This window comes from Acidovorax sp. JG5, assembly GCF_017939685.1.
Classification (GTDB): Bacteria; Pseudomonadota; Gammaproteobacteria; order Burkholderiales; family Burkholderiaceae_C; genus Acidovorax.
Window position 1 is genome coordinate 130,288 of sequence record NZ_JAGKSE010000008.1, and the last position, 20,001, is coordinate 150,288.

Consider the following 20,001-nt stretch of genomic DNA (forward strand, 5'->3'; position numbering starts at 1 on the left):
CGGATCTGAACGGACAACTTATCTATGGATGAGCAGGGCCTCAACGACGCCGCCATCATGCTGATGTCCCTCGGCGAGGAAGAGGCGGCCGAAGTGTTCAAGCACTTCTCGCCCAAAGAGGTGCAAAAGCTGGGCGAGACCATTGCGCGCATGCGTTCGGTGTCGCGCGACAAGGTGGACATGGTGATCAACCGGTTTTCGAACGCCGCAGCGGCGCAAAGCCTGCTGGTGTCCGACACCGGCAACTATGTGCGCGCGGTGCTCAAGCGGGCGCTGGGCGACGATAAGGCCGGGTTGCTGATCGACCGCATTTTGCAGGGTGGCGACGTCTCGGGCATTGAAAGCCTGAAGTGGATGGACCCGCTGTCGGTGGCAGAACTGCTGCGCAACGAGCATCCCCAGATCGTGGCGGCCATTCTGGTGCACCTCGATTCCGACCAGGCCGCTGCCGTGCTGATGAACTTCTCGGAGCGCCAGCGCAGCGAGGTGCTGCTGCGCGTTGCCACCCTGGAAGGCATTCAACCGACCGCGCTGAAAGACCTGAACGAGGTGCTTTTCAAGGTGCTGGCGGGTGGCGACAAGATTCGCAAGAGCTCGCTGGGCGGCGTCAAGGCGGCGGCCGAGATCATCAACATGCTGGGCGGCAACATGGACAGCGTGGTGCTCGAATCCATTCGCGGATACGACCCCGACCTGGCCCAGAAGATCATGGACAAGATGTTCATCTTCGAGGATGTGCTCAAGCTCGATGACAAGGCCATCCAGACGGTGCTGCGCGAAGTGGCGTCGGAGACGCTGATCGTGGCCCTTAAGGGCGCGGTGCCCGAATTGCGCGAGAAATTCCTGTCCAACATGTCCACCCGTGCGGCAGAGGCCTTGCGCGAAGACCTGGAATCGCGTGGCCCCATGCGCCTGTCGGAAGTGGAAGCCCAGCAAAAGGAAATCCTCAAGACGGTGCGCCGTCTCTCCGACGAGGGCCAGATTGTGATTGGCGGTGGCGGTGACGATGCCTTCGTCTAACCAGCGGGTGTATTCCCGCTTCATCCCCAGCGAAGAGGTGGGGGATGTCACCCACTGGAAGTTCGGTGCGATGGACGGCTCTGGCCTGGTAGAGCCCACGCCCGACGCCGAGGCTGTGCCAGAGTTGCCGCCTGCACTTGACGAGGCGCAGCAGCAGGCCCTGATGCAGGAGGCCTGCGATGAGGCTTATGCGAGGGGCGTGGCCCAGGGCGAGGCGCAGGCCGCGCTGGAATGGCAGCGCCGCATGGACGGCTACGTGGCGAACCAGGGCCAGGAAGCGGCCCAGCGGCTCAACGCCGTGGTCCAGTCGCTGCAGGCCTCGCTGGCCGACATGCAGCAGCACATGGCGCAGGACATGCTGCACCTGGCCAGTGACATTGCCCGCCAGGTGCTGCGGCATGAGTTGTCGGTCAACCCGAACGCGGTGCAGCCGGTGGTGCGCGAGGCCGTGGGCATGCTGGTATCCGAGGGGCGCCCGGCGTTGGTGCGCCTGAACCCTGCGGACATGGAAACGCTGGCAGCGCCGTTGCGCGAAGAGTGGGATGGCGCCGCCGTGCAGTGGATGGCGGACGCCGCGGTGCCGGCTGGCGGCTGTCTGGTGGAGTCGGCCGGCACGGTGGTGGATGGCAGCCTGGACAAGCGCTGGCAGCGGGCCGTGGCGGCGCTGGGGCTCGATTCTGCGTGGCAGGACGGCGGGGATGGCGATGGCAACGACCGCTGAGCCGGGTTCTGCCTGGACGCGTTTCATGGACGATGCCCGTGCACGCGTGCAGGCGGGCGTGCCGCTGGAAACGCGGGGCACGCTCACGCGCCTGACGGGTCTGGTGCTGGAGGCTGCCGGCATCCGCGTGCCGGTGGGCTCGCAGTGCATGGTGCAGATGCCGGGCCACGCGCCCATCCTGGCCGAGGTGGTGGGCTTTTCTGCCGACCGGGCCTTTTTGATGCCCGCCGGGGATATCCATGGCCTGTCCAGTGGCGCCAGCGTGGTGCCTGCGGCGCCCTACATCCCCATGCCGCGCCTGGGCGAACCACCGCGCCCGGTGCATCGCGCCGGTGTGCTGCGGTTGCCCATGGGCGACGGATTGCTCGGGCGCGTGGTGGATTCGCAGGGGCAGCCTCTGGACCATGGCGGCCCGGTGCAGGATGTGGTCTCCGAGCCCATGGACCGCCGCCCGATCAATGCCATGGACCGGGACCCGGTGCGCGAACCGCTGGATACCGGTGTGCGCGCCATCAACGCCCTGCTGACCGTGGGGCGGGGGCAGCGGCTGGGCTTGTTTGCGGGCTCGGGCGTGGGCAAGAGCGTGCTGCTGGGCATGATGGCCCGCTACACCCAGGCCGATGTGATTGTGGTGGGGCTGATTGGCGAGCGGGGGCGCGAAGTCAAGGAGTTTGTCGAAGACATTCTGGGCGAGGATGGCCGCGCGCGATCGGTGGTGGTGGCGGCGCCGGCCGATGCGCCGCCGCTGCTGCGCATGCAGGGGGCCGCCTATGCCACGGCCGTGGCAGAGCATTTTCGCGACAAGGGCAAGCATGTGCTGCTGCTCATGGATTCGCTGACCCGCTATGCCATGGCCCAGCGCGAGATCGCGCTGGCCATTGGCGAGCCACCGGCCACCAAGGGCTATCCGCCGTCGTGTTTTGCCAAGCTGCCTGCGCTGGTGGAACGCAGCGGCAACGGGCTGCATGGCGTGGGCTCCATCACCGCTTTCTATACCGTGCTGTCGGAAGGCGACGACCAGCAGGACCCCATCGCCGATGCGGCGCGGGCCATTCTGGACGGGCACATTGTGCTGTCGCGGGCGCTGGCCGAAACGGGGCATTTTCCGGCCATCGATATCGAGCAGTCTGCCTCGCGGGTGATGCACAACGTGGTGTCGCGCGGGCACTTCGACCTGGCCAGGCGATTTCGGGCGGTGTATTCGCGCTACCAGAAGAGCCGGGATCTGGTGCAGGTGGGGGCGTACATGAGCGGCTCCGATCCGGCGCTGGATGAAGCGATCCGCCTGCAACCCCAGATGGCCGCCTTCCTGCAGCAAGACATGTTTGATGCGGCCTCCATGGAGCAATGCCTCAGCGGCATGGCTGCGGTGCTCGACCGCTGACTGACGGGAAGCGAGTCACCATGTCAACCCTGAACGCCCTGACGGTGGCCGTGGAAGTGGCCTCGCGCAAGCGCGATGAGGCCCGGCGGCTGTTGCAGGATGCGCAGGGCGCGCAGCAAGCCGCGCAGGACCAGCTGGACCAGCTGCAGGGCTATGCACGGGAAACCGAAGGTCGCTGGGGCATGCGCGCGGACGCCGCCGTGCAGCCCGAGGTGATGTTCCACCACTACCAGTTCATGGACCGCCTGGGCCATGCTGCGGGTCTGCAGACCACGGTGGTGGGTGAGCACGCCAGCCGGGTGCAGGACGCCACCCGCAACTTGCTCGATGCAGAGTTGCGCCTGGCCAGCTTGCGCAAGGTGGTGGAAAAGCGCCAGCAAGATCACCAACGCCAGCAGATGCGGCGCGAGCAGAAGCAAACCGATGAGCGCGCCTCGATGCAGGTGCGCAATGCGATCAATGGCCCGCATGGCCAGGAGTATTGAAAATGGAACCAACACGCATCTCTGCCCCGCAAGGCGGCCAGGGCGCCCAGGGTACCCAGTCCACGCGCGCGAAAGGGAACGCGCAGCAAGCCGGTGGCCCTGTGGACCCCTCGGCCCAGGGCGGGTTTATGGCGTTGCTGGCGGCTCTGGACAGCGCGGTACCGGGTGATGGGGCTGCCCCAGACAGTGCGGGAGACCCCGCACTTCTGAATGCCGACCCGGCTTCAATGGCCGCCTGGCAGGGGCTGCTGGCGCCTGGGGCGGTGCCCGGGTCTGCGGCAACGCTTGGTGCTGGGGGTGTGCCCGGTTCCGATTGGTTGCCCGCCGCCGATGGCCTGGTGGCGCAGACCGCCATGCTCGATGGCGCTGCGGACGTATCGGGCGTGAAGCCGCCCGGCGGCGCCGTGGCGGGCTACAGCCGCATGTTTTCGCGCATCCAGAATGCGCTGTCGCAAGGGGGTGAATTGCCGGGTTCGGTGGCTGGCGTCATTGGGGCAGAAAAAAAGCAGGCATTGACGATGACTGCTGTTGCAGCACAGGGGGCTCAGGCCGTCGTGGATTCGCGTGCCCTGGGTGGTCCGTTGCCCGACGCAGGCTTGCGCGACGGGCGCGAGTTGGCGGGCGGGCCGGGCGGCGCTGCACCGGCGATCGCGCTGGACGCCTTTGCTGAAAGCCGGGTGCCCCAACGCGCAGGCAGTGCTTCCAGTGGTGACGCAGGTGGCCGCCCTTCCGCAGAGGCCGCATGGGGCGACTGGGGAGTAGCCCACACCGGGCCGGAGGCGGCGGGCGTGGACGGTGCTGCCGCATTTGCGGATCCGACGCAGGCGGGGGCCGAAGAGCAGGTCGCGGACCAGGTGGCCTACTGGGTGAACCAGAAAACGCAGAACGCCGAAATGACACTGGACCGCGATGGGCAGCCGGTGCAGGTGACCGTGTCGCTCTCGGGCAGCGAGGCCCATGTGACGTTTCGCAGCGATCAGGCGCAGACCCGCGAGTTGCTGGATTCGAGCATGTCGCAGTTGCGGGATCTGCTGCGCGATGAGGGTCTGGTGTTGGCGGGCACCACGGTGGGAACCACGGCGCGCGATGGCGCTTCGCCCAACGACTCCGGACAGCGCCAGGGCCGGGAAGGCGAGCGGCGCACACAGGTGGTGGCGTCGGTGCCGGCTGCCGTGGCAACGGTGCGGCGCCCTGGCGATGCGCCTGAGCGGGCCGTGGACATCTTTGTGTGATGCCTTGGCCCCCCCGACACTGGGGCGCGCAGGCAGGGGGAACGCTTATTTTTACGGAATGGTCCCGCTGAACTCTTGGCGTGAGGTGGCGGAATGCCGGGGTTTTGGGCTTTTATTCTGGCTATTATTGGTTGGCACCTCGCCCAATAATGGGCTTCCAGTTGATCGTGCGTTCCTTCGGACGCGGACGCTGCATGCTTTCTACCGCAAGGAATTTTCAACGTGTCTGCCACCACTCCCGCTGCCGCACCGGTCCCGGCGAAAAGCAAGAAGCTGATCGTGATCGGCGCCGTGCTTGTCTTGCTGGTCCTTGTGGGCGCTGGCGCCGCATGGTTCCTTGCCAGCCGGTCCCATGCCGAAGAAGACGATGGTTCGGCGCCTGAGCGCAAGGAGGCGGTCAAGGTGGTGCCCACGTTCCTGCCCATGGAGAACATGGTGGTCAATCTCGCCGACCCTGGTGGCGACCGTTTTGCGCAAATTGGTATCACGCTGGAAGTGGCGGACGCCAAGACCGCCGAGCAGATCAAGCAATACCTTCCCAGCATTCGCAGCGGAATTCTGCTGCTGACCTCGCAGCGCACCTCGGAAGAGCTGCTGCAGCGGGAGGGCAAGGAAAAACTGGCCTCCGATATCTTGCGCGAAGTGTCCCGTCCGCTGGGTTACCCGGTGTCGTCGGCCAAGCCCCGCCGCGAAGTGCAGGACGACGACGTGGAAGAACCCGCCCCGCGCCGCAAGGTCGAGAAGAACCCTGTGCAGCGGGTGTTGTTTTCCAGTTTCATCATCCAGTGAGCTGGTAAGGATTTCCCCATGAGTGATTCATTTCTTTCCCAGGAAGAGGTCGATGCCCTTCTGGAAGGGGTCACCGGAGAGAGTCAGAAATCGGTGGAGGAAGTTGCCGAGGCGGGGGCTGTCCGCAACTATGACATCTCCAGCCAGGAACGTATTGTTCGTGGCCGCATGCCGACGATGGAAATCGTCAACGAACGGTTTGCGCGCAATTTCCGTATCGGGTTGTTCAACTTCATCCGCCGCAGCCCGGAAATCTCCGTGGGCACGGTTTCGGTGCAGCGCTACAGCGCCTTTCTGCGCGAACTGGCGGTGCCCACCAACTTCAACATTGTGGCGATCCGCCCACTGCGCGGCAGTGGACTGATCGTGTGCGAGCCCTCGCTGGTATTCGGCATCATCGACACGCTGTATGGCGGCGTGGGCAAGTTTCAGACCCGCATTGAGGGGCGTGATTTTTCGCCCACCGAGCAACGTGTCATTAATCGCCTGGTCGATGTGATCTGCACCGAGTACAAGAAGGCTTGGCACGGTATCTATCCGCTGGAGCTGGAATACCAGCGTTCGGAAATGCAGCCCCAGTTTGCGAACATCGCGACGCCCAGTGAAATTGTGGTGTCCACGGCGTTCCAGCTGGAGATCGGCGACCTTTCGGGCGCCATCCATATCTGCATGCCCTATGCCACCCTGGAGCCGATCCGGGATGTGCTGTATTCGTCCACGCAGGGTGACTCGATCGAGGTGGATCGGCGCTGGGTGCGGGTGCTGACGCGCGAAATCCAGGCGGCCGAAGTGACCCTGGTGGCGGAGCTGGCGCGGGCGGATGCCACCGTCGAGCAGTTGCTTGCCATGAAGCCCGGCGATTTCATTGAGCTGGACCGGGAACCCCGTATTCGGGCCTCCATTGGTGGAGTGCCTATTTTTGAGTGCCAGTATGGCACCCACAATTCCAAATATGCGATCCGCATTGAAGAATGCCTGCGCAATGCGGACATGAGCTGGATGGGAGAAAAAGATGTCCACTGACGACAATAAAGAAGGCAAAGACAGCGCGGACGATCCGTTTGCCGGCTGGGCCGAAGCGCTCGAAGAGCAAAAGCGCACCGATGACAAGCCTGGTGACGCGGAGCAGGGGGGGCCGTTGTCCGGCGAACCGGTTCGTCCGTTCTCCGGTGGCAGTGACGGAACGGTCAACGACATCAACATGGTGCTCGACATTCCCGTGCAGCTGTCGGTGGAGCTGGGGCGTACCAAGGTGCCCATCAAGTACATCCTCCAGCTGGCCCAGGGGTCGGTGGTGGAGCTCGACGCGCTGGCGGGCGAGCCCATGGATGTGCTGGTCAACGGCTACCTGATCGCGCAGGGCGAGGTGGTGGTGGTCAACGACAAGTTCGGCATTCGGCTCACCGACGTGGTGACGCCATCGGAGCGCCTGCGCCGGGTCAGCCGTGGATAGTGCCGGCATGACGCAGACGCTTGTCATTGTGGTGCTGTTCGTGGCGGTCATGGCGGCCTTGCCGTGGCTGGTGCGGCGAGTGCAGTTGCGCCATGCGGCGGGTGGCGCCCCGGGCGGCGCTGCGTCTCGTGTGCTGTCCGCCGTGGCGGTGGGCCCCCAGCAGCGTGTGGTGACCGTGGAGGTGGGGCCCGAAGGGGCACGCGCCTGTCTGGTGCTGGGCGTGACGGCCCAGAGCATTACCTGTCTGCATGTCATGGGTTCCCCTGCTGCTGTGCAGGCTGCTCCTGTGGCTTCGTTTGCCGGTGCCATGGCGCTGGCCGCACAAACCCCCGAAAAGGCTTCCCATGTCTGAAGCGGCTGGCGGATGCCGTAACAGGGCGGGGGGGGCACTGCGCCCGCCGGCATGGCTGGTGGGATGTGCTGCGTTGGCCATGGTGCATGTACCGGCCATTGCGCAAAGCGGGGGCTCATTACCTTTGCTCGTGGGATCGGGCAGCGCGGGCACCAGTTTCTCGGTGCCTATCCAGACATTGCTGTTTTTCACGGCGCTGTCGTTCCTGCCGGCAGTGCTGCTGATGATGACGGGATTCACCCGCATCGTCATTGTGCTGTCGCTGTTGCGGCAGGCCCTGGGGACGCAATCGGCCCCGCCCAATCAGGTGATCATCGGCTTGTCGCTGTTTCTCACGTTCTTTGTCATGGGGCCCACGCTGGACCGCGTGTACAAGGATGCCTATGTGCCTTACACCACCAACGCCATCAGTTTCGAGGCGGCGCTGGAAAAAGCCGAGGCACCGATGCGGGAGTTCATGCTCAAGCAGACCCGGCAGTCCGACTTTGCGCTGTTCTCCCGCCTGGCGCGATTGGACGCAACGGTCACCGCCGAAACGGCGCCGCTGCGGGTGCTGGTGCCTGCCTTTGTGACGAGTGAGCTCAAGTCAGCATTCCAGATTGGATTCATGATCTTTATCCCGTTTCTGGTCATCGACATGGTGGTGTCCAGCATCCTGATGTCCTTGGGCATGATGATGTTGTCCCCCGTGCTGGTGGCATTGCCGTTCAAGCTCATGCTGTTTGTTCTGGCCGATGGCTGGAATTTGCTGATTGGCTCGCTGGCGGCCAGTTTTGTGACCTGAGGACGCCGTTTTATGACATCTCAGCTGGTTTTGACCATGGGGCGCGAAGCGCTCACCCTGCTTTTGATGATCGCCATGCCCGTGCTGGGCGTCGTGATGGCGGTCGGTTTGGTGGTCAGCATCTTTCAGGCTGTGACACAGATCCATGAGGCAACCCTGGCCTTTGTTCCCAAGCTCATCGCCGCCATGGTGGTCTTTGCGGTGGCCGGCCCATGGATGATCAGCACCCTGGTGGACTACATCCGCCGGACCATTGAATCGATACCGTCGGTGATTGCCTGATGTGGCAGACCGCTTGGGGATGGTGAGCATGCCGCGCCAATGGCTCGGGTGTGTGCCGATGCCTTCGCTCTGCGCGGGCGTTGGGTGCATTGTGATGCGGGCGGCGGGTTTCTTCCGGGGCGCGCCCCTGACTCCGGCTCGGATGGTGGATTTTTCGTGATCACCTTCACCGAGGCGCAGCTCGTTGCCTGGATATCACCCATTTTGTGGCCCTTCTTGCGGGTGTTGGCCGTTTTTACGGTAGCGCCCGTGTTCTCGATGCGCGCCATTCCCATGCGGGTGAAGGTGGGACTGGCCTTTCTGGTCGCGCTGTGCGCGCAGGCGGTTTTGACCAACCAGCCGGTGATCAGTGTGAACGGGCGCGAGGCCCTGGGGGCCGTGGCCCAGCAGGTGGTGGTGGGCCTGGCCATTGGGTTTGCCGTGCGGCTGGTGTTCACTGCCGTGGAGCTGGCGGGTGAAATCATCGGTCTGCAGATGGGGCTGAATTTCGCCTCGTTTTTCGACCCGACGAGCAATGCGCAGGTCAGCGCTGTTGCACGGTTTTTCGGAAACATCGCAACCTTGCTCTTTGTGGTCATCAATGGGCACTTGATGGTGTTGATGGCCGTGGTCAAGAGTTTTGACAGTTTTCCCGCTGACGGAAATTTCCTGCAGGCACTGGGGCAGATGCACCTGCACGAACTGGGGTCCTCGCTGTTTTCCAGTGCTTTGTGGATTGCGCTGCCAATGATCGCGCTGCTGACGTTTGTCAACCTGACCCTGGGCATCATTTCCCGTGTGGCCCCGCAGATGAATATCTATGCGGTGGGTTTTCCGGTAACCCTGACGGTCGGCTTGCTCGGTATTGCCGCTACATTGCCCATGCTGGAGCAGCCGGTGCTGGCGTTGATGCAGCAGGTCATGGATCTTTATGAGGTCCAGCGGTAGTCAAACCAGCTCGTTGCGGATGGCGTAGACCGTCAGCTCGGCGTTGTTGGAGAGCTTGAGCTTTTCGAGAACGCGCGAGCGGTAGACGCTGACGGTTTTGGGGCTGAGCATCAGTTCTTCGGCAATGTCGGACAGCTTGCGTCCCGAGGCGATCTTGACCAGGGTCTGCAGCTCCCGCTCGGAGAGCGCGGCATGGGGCGCCTCGGGTGCAGGTTGTGCCAGGCTTTCCGCCAGCATCTGGGCCACCTCGGGTGTGAGGTATTTGCGCCCCTGCATCACGGTGCGCACCGCGGCAATAAGTTCGACCGGATCGCTGGCCTTGTTGGCATATCCCTGCGCCCCGGCGCGCAGGCAGCGCAGTGCATATTGGTCTTCTGGATACATCGAGACCACCAGCACCTTGATGCTGGCGTGGGTTTCGCGCACGCTGGCCAGCACTTCCAGGCCGCTGCGTCCCGGCATGTTCAGGTCCAGCAGCAGCACATCGCAAGGGGTGGCGCGCAGCACCTCGCGCAGCTCCGAATACCCCCCCGCCTCGCCGGTGACAAGGATGTCGGGTGCTTCGGCCAGCGTATCGCGTATGCCGCGGCGCAAGACAGCATGGTCATCACACAACACAACATGAATCACTGGGGCTCTCCTTCATCGGATGCATTGTCGCGCGACGCGATAGGGACGGAGAGAATCACGCTGGTGCCTTTGCCGGGCTGGCTGCTGATGTCCAGCCAGCCGTTCACGGTGCGCGCCCGCTCCAGCAAGCCCTTCAGGCCAAACGCCTTGGGTTTGTCGCGCATGGCAGGTTCGATTCCGCAGCCGTCGTCGGCGACCTCCAGGGTCAGCACGCCTTCGCTGTCTGCCAGGTCGATGTGGACTCTTTGTGGCGCTGCATATTTGGCGACGTTGGTTAGCGCTTCCTGGGCGGTGCGATAGGCGACCAACTGCACTTCGGCCGGTATATTGACCACTGCGCTGCTCATACGGAGCACGGTCGGGACGCCCGTGCGGCGCTCGAAACTGCTGGCCAGCCACTGGACAGCAGCGACCAGACCCTGATCGAGAATGGGCGGGCGCAAGTTCATCATGATGCGCTGGCTGGCGCCAATGGCATGTTGGAGCATTTCGGCCGCAGCAGTGGCATGTTCCTGCATCGCCGGGTCATGGGTGTGGCGCCCGATCCAGGCGATATCAAAGCGTACGGCAGTGAGGGCACCACCGATATCGTCGTGGATTTCCCGGGCGATTGCCGCCCGCTCCTGTTCGATGGATGTTTGCAGGTGCTCGGTCAGTTCGGCCAGGCGGCGCTGGGATGCGGCCAGTTCGGCCATGGCGTGTTCACGCATCGTCCTCGCCTCGTGGACCTCGATGGCGCGGGCCATGACGTGGGGCAGGCGCACCATGTCGTCTTTGGACAGGTAATCCGCAATTCCGAGTCGCATGGCGTCGACAGCCGCTGTTTCCCCGATGGCCCCGGAGAGCAGGACAAAGGGCGGATGTTGCGGCAATTGCGCAACATGCCGCCATGCATCCAGGGCTGTAAAACCAGCCAGACGGTAGTCGGCCAGGATGATGTCGAAAGGCTCGCTTGTCGTCAGGGTCTGGAACGCTTCCAGCGTATCCACATGCTGGAGCGTGAATGCCATCCCGGAGCGCCGCAAGGCCGCCTTGGCCAGTCCGTGATCGGCAAGAGAATCTTCAAGATGAAGGATCTTTAGGGGATGGTCGGGTATTGCTGTGACCATAGGGGCGCTATCATAGGATACATATTGGAACAAATAGTGTTATCTCGCGGAAGGTAAGCGGCGCGACGCGCCAGATGACCAACACCGTGCAGGGTGAACGTCTGGTGCTTGGTGGCGGATTCCGCGGGATCTGCTTTTGTGCGTGCTTTGCAATATTTGCCGGGATGGAAAAACGATGCAATCTACGCTCACACCCTCCGGAGGACCCGGAGTACAGGTCCCCGTCATGGTCGCGGCGGAGTTGCAGGACTCTCTGCTGGTGGTCATGCACGACTTGCATCGGCTCGAAGGGTTGCTGAACCACGCCACGGACAACTTGCTGGAGCGCTTTGGAGAGGCCAATGCCGCCTTGTCCGATGTGGTGGATACCGATGCGCCGGAACTGGTGGCTGCACGAACCGCATTGCGCAGGGCCGTGACCGAGTTGCAGTTTCAGGACATGGCGTCGCAGTTGATCTGGCATACCACCAAGGTGCTCCAGGGGTGCGCCTTTCGGCTTGCCTCGGAAGCCATGGGCCATGAGGACGGTGAAGAGGCTGCACCCTTTGCCGAAATGGCACCTGACCGACCCAATCCTGTGACCCAAAGCGAGATGGATGCGGGTTCTGTGGATCTGTTTTGACGTTTATCTCGTTGGTTAACCTATACATTCAAGCCAGTTGGAGCCTTACATGCAATCGATCCTTGCCGTAGATGATTCACCTTCCATGCGAAAAATGGTGTCTTTTACCCTCACGGGTGCTGGCTACCATGTAGTGGAAGCCGTGGATGGGCAGGATGCCCTGGAAAAGGCGGAAACCCACGACATCCATCTGGTGCTCGCTGACCAGAACATGCCCAGACTCGATGGCATCGGCCTGACACGCAAGCTGCGCGAGCACCCAAAATTCAAGACCGTTCCCATATTGATTCTGACCACTGAATCCAGTGACCAGATGAAACAGGCAGGCCGCGCTGCAGGCGCCACGGGATGGCTGGTGAAGCCCTTCGATCCGAGCCGATTGATCGAAGTGATTCAGAAAGTCATTCGCTGATCCGTCTGGACAGAGGAAAGCAAGACAACAGGAGCCTCCATGGCGGAAACCTACCAAGAAGGATCGGGGTCTGGTGCAGATTTTGATCTGAGCCAGTTCTATCAGATCTTTTTCGAAGAAGCAGGCGAGAACCTCGATCAGATGGAGCACATGTTGCTGAATCTGGATCTGGTCAATGCCAACGACGAAGAGCTCAACGGCATTTTCCGGTGCGCGCACTCGATCAAGGGTGGCTCCGCCACGTTCGGGTTTGCCGACGTGGCGGAATTGACGCACCAGATGGAGTCGCTGCTGGACCGCCTTCGGCGCCACGAACTTCAGCCGATCCCGCAAATGGTGGACGTATTGCTCGAATCTGCAGACGCATCGCGCAGTTTGCTGGCGCGCCACCAGGCGGGAGAGCAGGGCGAGGCGGTTTCCACCACGGATTTGGTGCTCCGCATCAGTGAACTGGCTGCAGGCCGGGTTCCGGGGGCGGCCGCGCCCGCACCCGTGGCTCCAGCGCCCGCGCCTGCGGTGGTGGCAGTCGCGGCAGCACCTGCGTTCGTGCCTGCGCCAGCAGTGGTGCCAGGGCAGCCGCGCACGCTGCAAATCCAGATCGGTCCGCTGGAGCGGCCCGAGCATGCGGATGCCATCAAGGAGTTGTTCCGCGATATCCCCGGTCTCGGGTCGATCAGTGATCTGCCCGGGGTGGAGCCTGCCACGCGCCGGTTTGCCGTAGAGACCACATCGACCAATGACGATCTGCTGGACCTTTTTGCGTTCCACGTCGCCAAGGAGCAGGTGGTGATCAGCGATGCCGCGGCGACAGGTGCTGCCGCGGCCGAGACGGCCGCGCAAGGCGGTGATGCCGCCGAAGTGCCTTACGGGTTTTTTCAGGACGCGCCCGGAGCCCCTGTCAGTGCATCCGCAGCCCCTGTTGCGGCGGTGCCAGCAGCCACCGGGGCCAAGCCCGTGGCGCCCAAGGCAGCCGAGCCCAGGGTGCAAAGCCAGGCCCAGATGGAATCGACAACGATCCGGGTGGCCGTGAACAAGGTCGATCAGCTGATCAACCTGGTGGGTGAGCTGGTGATCACCCAGGCCATGCTGGCGCAAAACAGCCGAGGTCTTGATGCTGGCGCCTACCAGCAATTGCTGGCGGGACTGGCGGATCTCGACCGCAATACCCGTGATCTGCAGGAATCGGTGATGTCGATCCGCATGATCCCCATGTCCATCGTCTTCAGCCGCTTTCCGCGCATGCTGCGCGATCTGGCGAACAAGCTCGGCAAGAAGGTGGACCTTGTGACGCTGGGCGAGGCGACTGAGCTGGACAAGGGCCTGGTGGAAAAAATCACCGACCCCTTGACCCACCTGGTGCGCAACAGCTGCGACCATGGCATCGAAATGCCTGCCGAGCGCCTGGCCAAGGGCAAGCCGGAGCATGGCACCATCACCCTTTCGGCCTCCCACCAGGGTGGTTCGATCGTGATCGAGGTGCGCGACGATGGCAAAGGGCTGTCGCGGGAAAAGATCCTGAGCAAGGCGCTGGAGCGTGGCATTGATGTGTCCGAGCACATGAGCGATGCCGAAGTCTGGCAGCTTATTTTTGCACCGGGCTTTTCCACGGCCGATGAGGTGACCGATGTGTCCGGTCGAGGCGTGGGCATGGACGTGGTCAAGCGCAACATTGCGGCGCTCAACGGCTCGGTCGAAATCGATTCGGCCGAAGGCTACGGGATGAGGGTGTCCGTGCGGCTGCCGCTGACGCTGGCCATCATGGACGGCATGTCGGTCGGCGTGGGTGACGAGGTCTACATTCTTCCCTTGTCGTCGGTGGTGGAGTCGTTCCAGGTCAAGGCCGAAGATGTCAGCACTGTCGCGCAAGGGTCGCAGCTGGTCAAGGTGCGGGACGAATACATGCCCGTGATTGCGCTGGAAAAGATATTCCAGGTGCCCCGCTTCGACGCCAGCAAATCCAGCAACATCATGGTGGTGGTGGAAGCCGATGGCAGCCGTGTGGCTCTTCTGGTGGACGAGTTGCTGGGCCAGCACCAGGTGGTGGTCAAGAACCTCGAATCCAACTATCGCAAAGTGCCCAATGTATCGGGGGCCACGATTTTGGGCGACGGCACCGTGGCCCTGATTCTGGATACCGGCGGGCTGGTGCGGCGAGCACGCCACTAGGTTATAGCGCCTGCGCAGATCGTCGCGGGCGCTGTCATGAAAGGAAAGATCACCATGAGTGTGATGGGAAAATCAGAAGAAACCACAGCGTCCGGTGCCCGGGAGTATCTGACGTTCAGGCTGGACCAGGAAGAATACGGAATCGACATTCTGAAAGTGCAGGAGATTCGTGGCTACGAGCCCCCCACCCGCATTGCCAATGCGCCCCCATTCATCAAGGGCGTGGTCAATTTGCGGGGTACGATAGTCCCCATTGTGGACATGCGCATCAAGTTCAACTGCGCGCAGGCAGACTACAACACCTTCACGGTGGTCATCATTTTGAATCTGCGCCAGCGGGTGGTCGGCATTGTGGTGGACTCGGTCAGCGATGTCATGGAACTCGCGTCCGGCAGTGTCCGTGCAGCCCCCGATATCGAAAGCGCGATTGACAACAGCTGCATCCTTGGCCTGGGCTCGGTGGGCGAGCGCATGCTCATCCTGTTGGATATTGAGAAACTGATGTCCAGTGTGGACATGGGGCTGGTAGCTGCCGACGATTAGAACGGGCGCATCGCTCAATCGGTGGCTCAGAGTCTCAGGCAACTACAGGCCCGTGAAATGCTTCACGGGGCTCCATGGAGCGAACAGGACTTCCCGTTGGAACCACACATGTCCCAGACCACCAGCACTGCATCTTCGACGCGAACGCGGACACTCTCCAGCAAGGCGGATACTGCCATTGGGGCAACGGCGGCATCCGGCCCTCTGTCGCAAGGGCGCGAATTTGTCTGGACCACAGCCGATTTCGCGCGCGTTCAGGGACTCATTTACCAGCGTGCCGGTATCAGCCTGCACGACGGCAAGCACGCGATGGTGTACAGCCGGCTCTCGCGCCGACTTCGGGAGACGGGGCACACGAGCTTCAACGAGTACCTGAGCTGGCTTGAAGCCCACGACGGGCCCGAGTGGCAAGAGTTCGTGAATGCCCTGACTACCAATCTGACGGCGTTTTTTCGTGAGCAGCACCATTTCGAAATTCTGGCCGCGCATCTGAAAAGCAAGCCTTCCGGCACGCCGTGGCGTGTCTGGTGCAATGCCGCCTCCACTGGGGAGGAGCCCTATTCCATTGTCATGACCGCCTTGGAAACGCTCGGCCCGAATGCGCCCTTCCAACTGACGGCCAGTGACATCGACTCTCGTGTTCTGGCAACGGCGGCGCAAGGTGTCTATCGTCTGGACAATGTCAAAGGGCTGAGCCCTGAGCGTCTTCACCAATTTTTCCTGCGTGGCAAGGCGGGCAATGAAGGCATGGTCCGCGCCAAACCAGAGATGCGCAAGGCAATCGAGTTCATGAGCGTGAACCTGATTCGCGATGATTGGCCGTTCCGGGAACCCTTCGATGTGGTCTTCTGCCGCAACGTCATGATTTATTTTGACGCCCCGACCCAGCGCAAAGTGCTGGAGCGAATTCACCGGGTGCTCAAACCCGGCGGAATGCTGTTCGTCGGTCATGCGGAGAACTTCAGTGAATCCCGCGACCTCTTCACCCTGCGCGGCAAAACGGTGTACGAACGGCGTTGAGCGCATCTGCTATGCCTTGCAATTTCCGTGACCAAATAATGATCCAACGCGATTTAGCCAGCGGTCTTTCCGGGATATCTTTCCATGGCGTTTGACACCACCGAGCGGCGGCGCGCGCCGCGCATTGCTCCTTTGAGCGCAGACATCTACGCCACTGCTGGCGCGTCGGTCGCAAAAGCGTCTTCCCTGGAGGCGTTGAAGGCTCGGGCACGCAAGTCTGGTGAGGCATCGTTCTTTTATCTGGATCACCACTTCCAGCACAACGCGGTGAAGGTGTTGCCGGGTGAGTATTTCGTTTCGGACGAGAGCATGGTCATCATGACCGTGCTGGGGTCCTGCATTGCTGCGTGTCTTTGGGACAGCCGAGCCCGTATTGGAGGAATGAACCATTTCATGCTTCCAGACGGAGATCTGGCGGATGTCTCAGGCCGCTATGGGTCTTACGCGATGGAGTTGCTGATCAATGAAATGCTCAAGCTGGGTGCCAGGCGCGAGACGCTGCAGGCCAAGATTTTTGGCGGTGCCCAGGTGATGCACAACTTCACCACGATGAACGTGGGTGAGCGCAACACGAATTTTGTATTGAACTATCTCCAGACCGAGCGTATTCCCATCATGTCCGAGGACGTGCTGGATATTTATCCGCGCAAAGTGGTGTTTTTCCCCGTGACTGGCAAAGTCATGGTGAAGCGGCTGGCGCATACCCATCCCGAAACGCTCGTGGCCCAAGAGGTGCGCGGAAATGCGGCCATTGTCGCGAAGACCACATCGGGCGGGTCGGTGGATCTGTTTTGAGGAAGGCGTGAGGGAATGAACAGGAAAATTCGGGTGGTGGTAGTGGATGATTCGGCGCTGGTGCGTAGTTTGCTGGCCGAAATCATCAATCGCCAGCGGGATATGGAGTGTGTCGGCACGGCCAATGATCCATTGGTTGCGCGGGAAATGATCCGCGAGCTAAACCCTGATGTGATCACGCTGGACGTGGAAATGCCGCGCATGGACGGCATTGACTTTCTGGGTCGATTGATGCGTTTGCGTCCCATGCCGGTGGTGATGATTTCCACACTGACCGAGCGCGGCGCTGAGGTCACTATGAAGGCGCTGGAACTGGGTGCCGTGGATTTTGTGGCCAAGCCCCGTGTGGGTTTGGCGAATGGCATCAATGAACTCGCCTCCCTGATCGTCGACAAGATTCGCGTGGCAGCGGTGGCACGGGTACGCCGTGCCGCGCCACCGCCACGCCATGCGGCTGCAGCATCAACCTCCGGGGTGGCACACCCCGCGCCAGCAGCGGCGTTGCTGGGGCGACTGTCGACAGAAAAACTGATTTGCATCGGTGCCTCGACGGGAGGCACGGAGGCGATCCGCGAAGTGCTGGTGCAGATGCCGGCCGATTCACCCGCGATTGTGATCACCCAGCATATGCCGCCTGGCTTTACCACCAGCTTTGCGGCGCGGCTCCATGGTTTGTGCCAGATCACGGTCAAGGAGGCCGTCAATGGCGAGCGGATCTTGCCGGGGCATGCTTATATCGCCCCTGGTGGCACGCAGTTTCATGTGGCGCGCAGTGGCGCCAATTACGTGGCGGTGGTGGACGATGGCGCTCCGGTCAACCGACACAAGCCCTCGGTGGAGGTGCTCTTCAAATCGGCAGCGACCGTGGTGGGTCGCAATGCGTTCGGGATCATGCTCACCGGTATGGGCAACGATGGCGCGGTGGCGATGCGGGAGATGAAAGATGCAGGCAGCTACAACTATGTGCAGGACGAGGCAAGCTGCATCGTGTTCGGTATGCCGCGCGAAGCGATTGCGCATGGTGCGGCAGACGAGGTGCTGCCTTTGAACCAGATCGCCCCCGCGTTGATCACCCGCCTGCGCGGGGCCACCAATCGCCTGCACCATCGCATCTGAACCAACCAAACCGCACTGCGGGGCGCACGCTTTGCGGCTGGTGGCCAGGAGTTCAGGCAGAAAGCGCTGACCAACGCTCCAGTGCCGCCATCAGCTGCTCCTCGATTTCCCCTTCGCGTGCATGGAGTGCGGCGGCTCGGGCAGCGTCCTGGCTGTACAGCGTGCCGTCGGCCAGCGTGTCCTGCAGGGTTTTCTGTTCGGCCTCCAGATCGGAAATCTGTTGTGGCAACTGGTCCAGTTCACGCTGCTCTTTGTAGCTAAGCTTCTTTTTTGATAGCTGCTCGGGCTTGCCTGATAAGCGCTCGGGGGTGATTTTGCTTGAAATATTTGCCGCGCTCTCCCTCGGAGCAGCGGCAGACGCTGCCAGGGCCCGGCTTCGCTTGGATTGAATCAGCCAGTCTTGCACGCCGCCCTCGTATTCACGCCAGTTGCCATCGCCTTCGAACGCGATGGTGCTGGTCACCACGTTGTCCAGAAAGGTGCGATCGTGGCTCACCAGAAATACGGTGCCATCGTAGGATTCCAGCAGGTCTTCCAGCAAGTCCAGCGTGTCGATGTCCAGGTCGTTGGTTGGCTCATCGAGCACCAGTACATTGGCAGGCCGCGCAAACAGGCGCGCCAGCAAAAGCCGGTTGCGCTCTCCGCCGGAAAGAGACCTCACGGGTGAATGCGCGCGGGCAGGGGAAAACAGGAAATCGCTCAGGTAGCTTTTGACGTGCTTGCGCTGTCCACCAATTTCAATCCACTCGCTGCCGGGACTGATGAAGTCTTCCAGGGTGGCATCCAGATTGATGGCGTGCCGCATCTGGTCGAAATATGCCACTTGGAGGTTCGCGCCCTGGCGTATCTGTCCCGCATCGGGCTGAAGTTCGCCCAGGATGAGCTTGAGCAGGGTGGTTTTTCCGGCCCCGTTCGGACCAATCAGCCCGACCTTGTCGCCGCGCAGGATGGTTGCGCTGAAGTTGCGGACAATGGTCTTGTCGCCGAACGCCTTGCTGACCCCGGTCAGTTCGGCCACGATCTTGCCCTGGTAGCCATTTTGTGAGCCCGTGGCAACGTCCATCTTGACGCTTCCCACCACATCCCGTCGCGCTTCCCGGCGCGCGCGCAGATGCTCCAGCCGCGTGATCCGGCTTTGGCTGCGGGTGCGCCGCGCTTCCACGCCCCGGCGGATCCATACCTCTTCTTGCGCCAGTAATTTGTCGGCCTTGGCAGAAATGACGGCCTCTTGTGCGAGTTGCTCTTCCTTTTGCACAAGGTATTGGGCGAAGTTGCCCGGATAGGAGCGCAGTTGCCCTCGGTCCAGCTCCACAATTCGCGTGGCCACCCGGTCCAGAAAGGCCCGATCGTGGGTGATGGTGACAACGCTGCCGGGAAAGTCGAGCAGCAGGTCTTCAAGCCATTCGATGGAGTCCAGATCCAGATGATTGGTGGGCTCGTCCAGCAGCAGCACATCGGGCCGTGCCACCAATGCCTGGGCTAGGGCAACGCGCTTCTTGGTGCCTCCGGAGAGGGTGCCTACGACAGCATCCGGATCGAGATGCAGGCGTTGCAGCGTCTCTTCGACGCGCTGCTCCCAGTTCCAGGCGTCATAGGCTTCAATCACGGATTGGAGCGCGTCCAGATCAAGCCCCTCCGCCCCAGAAAGATACTGGTCTCTGACAGCAATCACATGCTGCAAACCTTCGGACGCCGCCTTGAAAATGGTGGCTTGCTGATCAAGGGAAGGCTCCTGCGCCACATAGGCGATGCGCACTCCTTGCTGTACCTGCAGGGTGCCATCATCTGGCTTGGCCAATCCCCCCAGAATTTTGAGCAGCGAGGACTTGCCAGCGCCGTTGCGTCCGATCAGCCCGATGCGCTCCGCGGTTTCAAGGGAAAAGCCGGCGTGATCCAGCAATGCGACATGCCCAAATGCAAGTTGGGCGTCCAGTAAGGTGATAAGTGCCATGGTGGAGCTGATTATCAGGGGGCGCCACCGGTTCTTTGATGGGGGCGGCAGTCACCCATGGTGCATCGAAATCATTTTCGCCGCACAACGAAGTTGAGAGGTGCCTACTTTGACAATGCAGATGTAGGTAGTTGGATGGCGCGCTGATAGGGGATTGGCTTCTCAGGAATTTCCATGCTATAGTCACAGGCTTCGCTGTTCGGAGGCG

22 protein-coding genes are annotated in these 20,001 nt (G+C 62.1%); 19 read left to right on the top strand and 3 right to left on the bottom strand.

Translation table 11 applies throughout. The features are described 5' to 3' along the window. The first annotated feature begins 24 nt into the window (after positions 1-24). The 12 genes from fliG to fliR all read left to right on the top strand — a co-directional run bounded on the left by fliG (position 25) and on the right by fliR (position 9,429). Entirely contained in the window at positions 25-1,020 is a 996-nt protein-coding gene (fliG, locus tag J8G26_RS10990) for a flagellar motor switch protein FliG (RefSeq protein WP_210568948.1), read from the top strand. Beyond that, complete coding sequence (locus tag J8G26_RS10995; RefSeq protein WP_210568949.1) at positions 1,007-1,741, top strand: flagellar assembly protein FliH; 735 nt, start codon at positions 1,007-1,009, stop codon at positions 1,739-1,741. Before fliG ends, J8G26_RS10995 begins: the two co-directional genes overlap by 14 nt. Beyond that, positions 1,719-3,125, top strand: coding sequence for a flagellar protein export ATPase FliI (fliI, locus tag J8G26_RS11000; RefSeq protein ID WP_210568950.1), 1,407 nt, complete (start codon positions 1,719-1,721; stop codon positions 3,123-3,125). Before J8G26_RS10995 ends, fliI begins: the two co-directional genes overlap by 23 nt. A 20-nt stretch (positions 3,126-3,145) precedes the next feature. Then, positions 3,146-3,610, top strand: a complete 465-nt coding sequence (fliJ, locus tag J8G26_RS11005; protein WP_086913403.1) for a flagellar export protein FliJ — start codon at positions 3,146-3,148, stop codon at positions 3,608-3,610. A gap of 2 nt (positions 3,611-3,612) precedes the next feature. Next, positions 3,613-4,842 carry a flagellar hook-length control protein FliK gene (locus tag J8G26_RS19375; protein ID WP_246881352.1) on the top strand — a complete coding sequence of 410 codons (1,230 nt, stop codon included), beginning with the start codon at positions 3,613-3,615 and terminating at the stop codon, positions 4,840-4,842. Between the two features lie 222 nt (positions 4,843-5,064). Further along, positions 5,065-5,631 carry a flagellar basal body-associated FliL family protein gene (locus J8G26_RS11015; RefSeq protein WP_210568951.1) on the top strand — a complete coding sequence of 189 codons (567 nt, stop codon included), beginning with the start codon at positions 5,065-5,067 and terminating at the stop codon, positions 5,629-5,631. An 18-nt stretch (positions 5,632-5,649) separates the two neighbouring features. Then, entirely contained in the window at positions 5,650-6,654 is a 1,005-nt protein-coding gene (gene fliM, locus J8G26_RS11020; RefSeq protein ID WP_086913401.1) for a flagellar motor switch protein FliM, read from the top strand. Further along, positions 6,644-7,084 (top strand): flagellar motor switch protein FliN, encoded by a 441-nt coding sequence (gene fliN / locus J8G26_RS11025; protein WP_086913400.1) that lies wholly within the window; start codon positions 6,644-6,646, stop codon positions 7,082-7,084. Before fliM ends, fliN begins: the two co-directional genes overlap by 11 nt. A 7-nt stretch (positions 7,085-7,091) precedes the next feature. After that, complete coding sequence (locus J8G26_RS11030; RefSeq protein ID WP_086913399.1) at positions 7,092-7,436, top strand: flagellar biosynthetic protein FliO; 345 nt, start codon at positions 7,092-7,094, stop codon at positions 7,434-7,436. 79 nt (positions 7,437-7,515) lie between these two features. Then, positions 7,516-8,220 (top strand): flagellar type III secretion system pore protein FliP, encoded by a 705-nt coding sequence (gene fliP / locus J8G26_RS11035; RefSeq protein WP_157896625.1) that lies wholly within the window; start codon positions 7,516-7,518, stop codon positions 8,218-8,220. A gap of 12 nt (positions 8,221-8,232) precedes the next feature. Beyond that, the gene (gene fliQ, locus J8G26_RS11040) at positions 8,233-8,502 is read left to right on the top strand and encodes a flagellar biosynthesis protein FliQ (RefSeq protein WP_086913398.1); all 270 of its coding nucleotides are present in this window, start codon (positions 8,233-8,235) and stop codon (positions 8,500-8,502) included. Positions 8,503-8,658: 156 nt separating this feature from the next. After that, complete coding sequence (gene fliR / locus J8G26_RS11045) at positions 8,659-9,429, top strand: flagellar biosynthetic protein FliR (protein ID WP_086913397.1); 771 nt, start codon at positions 8,659-8,661, stop codon at positions 9,427-9,429. Here fliR and J8G26_RS11050 read toward each other — a convergent pair whose 3' ends face one another. Together J8G26_RS11050 and J8G26_RS11055 are read right to left on the bottom strand one after the other, a co-directional pair. Then, complete coding sequence (locus tag J8G26_RS11050; RefSeq protein WP_086913396.1) at positions 9,430-10,059, bottom strand: response regulator transcription factor; 630 nt, start codon at positions 10,057-10,059, stop codon at positions 9,430-9,432. Then, entirely contained in the window at positions 10,056-11,168 is a 1,113-nt protein-coding gene (locus J8G26_RS11055; RefSeq protein ID WP_210568952.1) for an ATP-binding protein, read from the bottom strand. Before J8G26_RS11055 ends, J8G26_RS11050 begins: the two co-directional genes overlap by 4 nt. Before the next feature lie 175 nt (positions 11,169-11,343). Between J8G26_RS11055 and J8G26_RS11060 the strand changes: the two genes are divergently transcribed. The 7 genes from J8G26_RS11060 (at position 11,344) to J8G26_RS11090 (ending at position 17,842) form a co-directional block, all read left to right on the top strand. Next, positions 11,344-11,790 (top strand): hypothetical protein, encoded by a 447-nt coding sequence (locus tag J8G26_RS11060; protein ID WP_086913394.1) that lies wholly within the window; start codon positions 11,344-11,346, stop codon positions 11,788-11,790. A 49-nt stretch (positions 11,791-11,839) separates the two neighbouring features. Continuing rightward, entirely contained in the window at positions 11,840-12,202 is a 363-nt protein-coding gene (locus J8G26_RS11065) for a response regulator (RefSeq protein WP_086913393.1), read from the top strand. A 39-nt stretch (positions 12,203-12,241) separates the two neighbouring features. Further along, positions 12,242-14,368 carry a chemotaxis protein CheW gene (locus tag J8G26_RS11070; RefSeq protein WP_210568953.1) on the top strand — a complete coding sequence of 709 codons (2,127 nt, stop codon included), beginning with the start codon at positions 12,242-12,244 and terminating at the stop codon, positions 14,366-14,368. A 54-nt stretch (positions 14,369-14,422) separates the two neighbouring features. After that, positions 14,423-14,911 (top strand): chemotaxis protein CheW, encoded by a 489-nt coding sequence (locus J8G26_RS11075; RefSeq protein ID WP_087748149.1) that lies wholly within the window; start codon positions 14,423-14,425, stop codon positions 14,909-14,911. Positions 14,912-15,019: 108 nt separating this feature from the next. Continuing rightward, positions 15,020-15,931 carry a CheR family methyltransferase gene (locus J8G26_RS11080; RefSeq protein ID WP_210568954.1) on the top strand — a complete coding sequence of 304 codons (912 nt, stop codon included), beginning with the start codon at positions 15,020-15,022 and terminating at the stop codon, positions 15,929-15,931. Between the two features lie 84 nt (positions 15,932-16,015). Then, positions 16,016-16,726: a chemoreceptor glutamine deamidase CheD gene (gene cheD, locus J8G26_RS11085; RefSeq protein ID WP_087743669.1), complete on the top strand. Its 711-nt coding sequence runs from the start codon at positions 16,016-16,018 to the stop codon at positions 16,724-16,726. Positions 16,727-16,741: 15 nt separating this feature from the next. Continuing rightward, entirely contained in the window at positions 16,742-17,842 is a 1,101-nt protein-coding gene (locus tag J8G26_RS11090; protein WP_087743671.1) for a chemotaxis response regulator protein-glutamate methylesterase, read from the top strand. A gap of 52 nt (positions 17,843-17,894) precedes the next feature. Here the strand turns inward: J8G26_RS11090 and J8G26_RS11095 are convergent, their stop codons facing one another. Further along, complete coding sequence (locus J8G26_RS11095) at positions 17,895-19,793, bottom strand: ATP-binding cassette domain-containing protein (RefSeq protein WP_210568955.1); 1,899 nt, start codon at positions 19,791-19,793, stop codon at positions 17,895-17,897. Positions 19,794-20,001: the final 208 nt, after the last annotated feature.